Genomic DNA, 5,932 nt, shown 5'->3' on the forward strand with positions numbered 1-5,932 from the left:
AATCTTTGTCCCAGTAGTGATGGCGCAACCTGTATGGCGGCGCCACTCGACTGGAGCGTAGGCTGGATTGTCCAGCAAAATGCTGGAGCGACTTTGCAGGTTTGGGATGCACCGGATGCGGGTGCCGTGATTGCTCAAACGGGCGGCGCGGCGGCCATTCAGTTTGATGGCAGCGGGTTGATGAGGCTGCCGGCGGCGGCGGTCACTATTAATAGCCGCTACCCTAACTGTACAGGGCAGCAAGCCAGACAGCTACAGATCAGTATTACGGGACGCGTTAGTGTAACGCGGGTGGCTTGTCCATAGAGTAACTATCTGAACGGATATATGAACGGTTATTTGAAGATGAAAAAAAACAAGCAAGGCGGGTCTAGCTTAATAGAGGTGCTGATTACCGTTTTAGTGTTGTCGGTAGGTTTGCTGGGTATGGCGACACTACAGTTTGATGCGCTGAAATTAAACCATGATTCTTTTTTACGTTCTCAGGCGGTTAATTTGGCTTACGATATGACGGATCGTATCAGGTCTAATCGTTCTGCTGCTCGTGACGGTGACTATGATTTACAACCAGCGCCGGCAGGTGCAGATGCAAGCGCGGCAGCTGATATTATTGCCTGGCAAGCTAATTTAGCAGCGGCTTTGCCAACCGGTACCGGCACTATTACTCGTAGAAATGAAGAATTTACAGTGCAAGTGTGCTGGGACGAAAGTAGAGGCAATGGGGCTCCAGCCACCTGTTTTCAATTTGTGACGGGACTGTAATGACAAAAACTGCAAATATCGATAAGCGAAATATGGAGCGTGGCTTTTCATTAATTGAATTAATGATTGCTATGTCATTGGGGCTGATTTTGATAGGAGGTGTCGTTAATTTATTTTTGGCCTCCAGTCAGACTTATCGCCTGCAGGAGTCTATGTTTCGTGTTCAGGAGTCTGGCCGGTTTGCGTTAGATTTTATGCTACGAGATTTACGTGATGCAGGGTTTCAAAATTTGTTACCTGAGAATAGTAGTCGAAATACCAATATTACTGCCGTACAAGGGTTTGCGGTAGGAACTGTACCGGGAGATCTTCCTGCAGGCCCTCCTGAGGGGCCTGCTCAAGGCCTTCCTGGCAGAGTTGTGGCGGGGGTGACGAGTGAGATACTTTCGATTTGGGCTAACGCTGCAAATTCAGGAGGGGGAGTTGCCTACTATGTTGCACCTGATGCAGGAGGGCAGCGAGCATTGTTTAGAAATACCAATGCTATTGTCGAGGGAGTCGAGAATGTTGCTTTTACTTATGGTGTGGATACCAATAGTGATCGTGAACCTGATGCTTATTTGGGCGTCGCTGCGGTAGGAGCTTCGCAGTGGAGTGATGTGGTGGCAGTACGTATTAGCTTTTTGGTTGCCAGCAATGACGCCGGTGTAGTGGAGCAGGCACAAGCGGCGCCCGCTCCGTTTAATGCAGCACCTTATACTGTAATCACTACCGATCGACGCTTATATCAGGTCTACACTACAACCGTCGCGCTTCGAAATAAGATGCCTTAATTATGAAAAGCCCCAAAAAAAGAAACAGACAAAGATTAGTATCCCGTTTTGGAAAGCAAAAAGGTGCTGCGTTGATTATTGGTTTAGTAATGTTGTTATTACTGACAATTATTGGCTTAAGTGCCATGCAAGGAACAGCCATGCAAGAAAAAATGAGCGGTAATATGCGTGATGCAAATTTAGCGCTTCAGGCTGGAGAAGCAGGTATGCGTTACCTGGAAGAGGGGTTTCTTAAAAGCATCGAAGATTTAGATATTGGAAAAACATATGGTGGCTGCAGTGCCACTGCTGTACCTCGTTGCCAGATAATCAACTCCTCTGCTGGGCCTGCTTTACCATCTAATGATACGGCTGCCTGGGATGCCCAGGCTATTAGCTACGGCAGTTATAAAGAAGCAAATGGTGCAGTGATTAATCCTCCAGCGGGTAGTGACATGAATACCTTAGTAGCTTTCAGCCCATTACTGATGGTGGAGTATGTTACCTATAAAAGAGATGCACTCGATGATGGGGGCGGGGTTACAGATGACAGAGGAAGTGCATTGTATAGGAATACGATTAAAGCTTATGGAGGCTCAGTCACCTCAGAAGCTATTTTGCAAACCGTTTTTGCGCGTCGATTTAGATAAAGGAGGGGCTATGACAGTTTTTTTAAAATCATGTTACGGATTGCAGCTAATAGCGACACTTGGTATATCTATGGGTGCCATAGCCGCTCCTCTAGCATTGTCGAATGCTCCTCTGCCTGTGTCTACCACGGTCAAACCCAATGTTATGTTGCTGGTGGATAACTCTGGCAGTATGGATAACATTATTTATGATGAGGATTTTTTTACATTAGATAGATCATCACAACAGCAGTGGCAATATTATAACTCCGGTGGCAACTGGTCTAATGTTTCTAATACGGCAGGTAACTATTTTAAAAGCAGCTTCAAACAAGGGAGTTGTTCAAGTGACTACGATCGATTTAGAAACTCTTCGACAACAAGTGTTACTAAGTGTTTGAAATTACCTGATCCTGTTGGTAGTGGTAATACACGCTACTCAGGTGAGTATGTTAATTACCTGCTTAATCGCTTTTCTAGCGGATCAGACTTATCAACAGGTGCTGTAGGTAATATTCCCAACGAAAGCAGAATGATGGTTGCAAAAATCGTTGGTGCAGATGTTGTTGATAATACTGCCGGTATGCGTTTTGGTATCGCTAGTTTTTTTGGGCCCAGCAGCCAGAGTTATGGTCATGGGGCAACGATAGATCGTGCCTGTGGCAGCAGTGTCTCTGATATTAAAAGCTCTTTGGCAAGTTATTCTGCTTCAACTAATACACCATTGTCTGAAGCGCTTTATGAAATAACACGTTATTTCCGTGGTATGAGTAGTTATTATCACTCGAGTACTTCTTACACAAGCCCTATTCAGTATCGTTGCCAGAAAAACTTTACATTAGCGATTACTGATGGTTTTCCTACCTATGATAGAAATTTTCCTAGTGATGATCCTGACGTGCCATCCGGGGAAACCTTAACTGATTGGGATGGACTGCATCCTGCTACCGTTAGTACTAGCTATCCTTCATTTCCTCAATACTCAGATGGCTATGATTCGAGCGGTAACGGTGAAGGCGCTACTTTATACTTAGATGATATTGCTAAATTTGCCTGGGATACCGACTTTAAAAAAGACAGCAGTGAAACTGATTTGTCAGGCGTTGGGTACAATGATGCCGCTTTTCCTCTGCAGAATATGTATACCTATACGGTTGGTTTTGGGACACAAAATCAGATGCTGGAAGATGCTGCTGAATATGGCAATGGTAAATATTATACCGCATCGAATGCGGCACAATTATCAACGGTGCTTAAAAATGCACTTGCTGAGATTACAAAAAAATCGGGTTCATCTTCTTCGGCAGCGGCCAGTACTGGACGAATACAGACCGGCTCGAATGTATATCAGGCGCGATATAACAGTTCAAATTGGTCGGGTGAGTTTCTTTCTTTTGAAATAGATACCACTGTTGGCGCGACGTATGGGCAAGTTTTAACGACAGGGACCGCAACGAATGGCGCGGTATTTGATGCGGGTAAAAAAATTCCAGCTTGGAACTCACGTGTTATTGTGACGAACAAAACAGCAGGGGTTGCGTTTGATTGGGCACAGTTTACAGCGACAGAGCAAGCTAGTTATTTTGATGGCCAAGAAGCGATGCTGCAATACTTACGAGGTCGAAATCTTAGTGATACTACCTATGATGTATCGGTTTATCGAGATCGTGTAACTAACCTCGGGGATATTGTTCATTCCACTCCTTATTTTGTAGGCGCTCCCTCTGCCCGCTATTCTGATTCTTTTGAATCTGTAGCCTATTCGTCCTTTGTCACTACACATAAGAATCGTGAGCAGCTTCTTTATGTAGGGGCTAATGATGGCATGTTACATGCGTTTGATGCACCAACGGGTGTTGAAAAAATGGCATTTATCCCAGGATCGTTATTACCAAAACTAAAAGCCCTATCTGATCCTAGTTATTCCCATCAATATTATGTTGATGGCTCCCCAACGGTTGTTGACGCATTTAAAACTACCGGTGCCAGTGGTGCATGGAAAACAGTTTTAGTTGGCGGCTTGAATAACGGAGGGCAGGGAATTTATGCATTGGATATTACTGACCCGTCAACTTTTACAGAGTCAAATGCGGCCTCTTTGTTTATGTGGGAGTTTACCGATCAGGATGATGTAGATTTAGGTTACAGCTTTAGTCGACCGAAAATAGTCAAATTACAGGACGGAAAATGGTATGCCGTATTTGGTAATGGCTATAACAATACGGATACTAATGGAGGTTTGGATACTCGTGTGAGCACAACAGGTAACGCGGTAATCTATATTGTTGATCTATGGGACAAAACCAATGTAATTAAGCTGTCTACAGGGGTTGGTATCAGTGCAGACCCGACTAATGCCAGCAGGCCCAACGGCTTTGCGACATTAACACCAGTGGATTTAAATGGCGATCAAGTATCAGATTATATTTATGGAGGGGATCTGTTCGGTAATGTCTGGAAATTTAATCTGAACGATGCGGATCCAACCAAATGGAAATTAGATTATAAGCTGTATAGCGCGTGTAGTGCCGACCCTTGCACTCAAACAGCAGGGAGTACGGTTAGTAATGCGCAGCCAATCACTACAGCAGTTACTGTTGGTAGGTCGAAAAGTGGTATTGGTCAGATGGTTTACTTTGGCACGGGACAGTATATAGAGACAACAGATAATAACGGCGTATTAGGCGGACGCCAAACATTTTATGGTATTCATGATGCAGGTGCGAATGTTACCGGACGTTCCAAATTGTTACAGCAAACGATTACTATAGAAGCTTCTGTGGCAGTCAATGATACAAAGGGCACCGTGTCTACGACGGATGATGTGACAAGAAATGTACCTTTGCGTGAAACATCTAATAATTATGCCACTAGTGTAAAGCAAGGCTGGTACCTTGATCTGGTTCCACCAGCGGGGGAGCGAGGTGAACGCTTGATATCTACCCCTGCGATACGTGGTCAGCGGCTTTTGTTTGTAACCAATATCCCAGCGAATGATCCTTGCTCGCCAGGAGGGGATAGTTGGCTAATGTCCCTCGATGCTTTTACCGGGGGGCGACTGAGTCAGACATATGATCTGGATCAAAGTGGAAAGTTTGGTACAGGTGATAAGGTTTTTACTGACCCTGCAGGAAACCCTATTGTTGCGACGGGTATTAAAGTTGGATCTGGGGGTAATAGTCCAAGCTTTATGCCGGGATCTGATTCTGATCATGTGATTATTTCGGGAAATGATCAGTTAGAAACTATGCGGATTGATGAAGGTGATGATGTCAATCGCCAGAGTTGGCAGCAGATTACTCGTTAGGAGGTGATCTTGAAAACATCGCGAATGCTTAATAATATTATTTTAGGGTTGGCTATAAGCTTTGTGCCAATAACTGCTTTGGCCAAAGATAAGCTCAAGTATGGTGTTACCTATCAAAATCAGGGGCCGTTACAAGAAGTCATCACAAAGGGCACCGGTAGCGTTATGATCGATAATATCATGTATAAAGTGGCCTCTCATGCGAAGATAACAGAAGCTGGAAATCGTGTTAAGTTGCGCCATTTAGATTTAGGTGTAGATGTGCAATTCAGCTATACAGAAGACAAAAACAGTGACACTAGCCCCGTTATTACGTCTATTAGCGTTATTATGAAGTGAACCATATGAAATCAAAGCAAAAGGGTTTTACCCTTATCGAACTCATGATCGTCGTAGCCATTGTCGGTATATTGGCTGCCATTGCTTACCCGAGTTATCAGCAGTATGTGTTGCGTTCGTGGCGTACTACCGCGAGTGGATGT

7 protein-coding genes are annotated in these 5,932 nt (G+C 44.6%); all 7 read left to right on the top strand.

Annotated elements, in window-relative coordinates:
• The coding region (locus ABY436_RS18375) for a GspH/FimT family pseudopilin (RefSeq protein ID WP_372740382.1) at positions 1-306 on the top strand (306 nt) is incomplete at its 5' end.
• 39 nt (positions 307-345) lie between these two features.
• Positions 346-762 (top strand): type IV pilus modification protein PilV, encoded by a 417-nt coding sequence (pilV, locus tag ABY436_RS18380; RefSeq protein WP_372740383.1) that lies wholly within the window; start codon positions 346-348, stop codon positions 760-762.
• Positions 762-1,535 (top strand): PilW family protein, encoded by a 774-nt coding sequence (locus tag ABY436_RS18385; RefSeq protein ID WP_372740384.1) that lies wholly within the window; start codon positions 762-764, stop codon positions 1,533-1,535. The genes pilV and ABY436_RS18385 overlap by 1 nt, the downstream gene beginning before the upstream one ends.
• 2 nt (positions 1,536-1,537) lie before the next feature.
• Positions 1,538-2,164 carry a PilX N-terminal domain-containing pilus assembly protein gene (locus ABY436_RS18390; protein WP_372740385.1) on the top strand — a complete coding sequence of 209 codons (627 nt, stop codon included), beginning with the start codon at positions 1,538-1,540 and terminating at the stop codon, positions 2,162-2,164.
• Entirely contained in the window at positions 2,061-5,450 is a 3,390-nt protein-coding gene (locus tag ABY436_RS18395; RefSeq protein ID WP_372740386.1) for a pilus assembly protein, read from the top strand. Before ABY436_RS18390 ends, ABY436_RS18395 begins: the two co-directional genes overlap by 104 nt.
• A 9-nt stretch (positions 5,451-5,459) precedes the next feature.
• On the top strand, positions 5,460-5,789 hold the full coding sequence (locus tag ABY436_RS18400) for a hypothetical protein (protein WP_372740387.1): 330 nt from the start codon (positions 5,460-5,462) through the stop codon (positions 5,787-5,789).
• A gap of 5 nt (positions 5,790-5,794) precedes the next feature.
• The coding region (locus ABY436_RS18405; protein ID WP_372740388.1) for a type IV pilin protein at positions 5,795-5,932 on the top strand (138 nt) is incomplete at its 3' end.

The sequence above is a fragment of the Neptunomonas sp. genome (assembly GCF_041601355.1).
Classification (GTDB): Bacteria; Pseudomonadota; Gammaproteobacteria; order Pseudomonadales; family Balneatricaceae; genus Neptunomonas.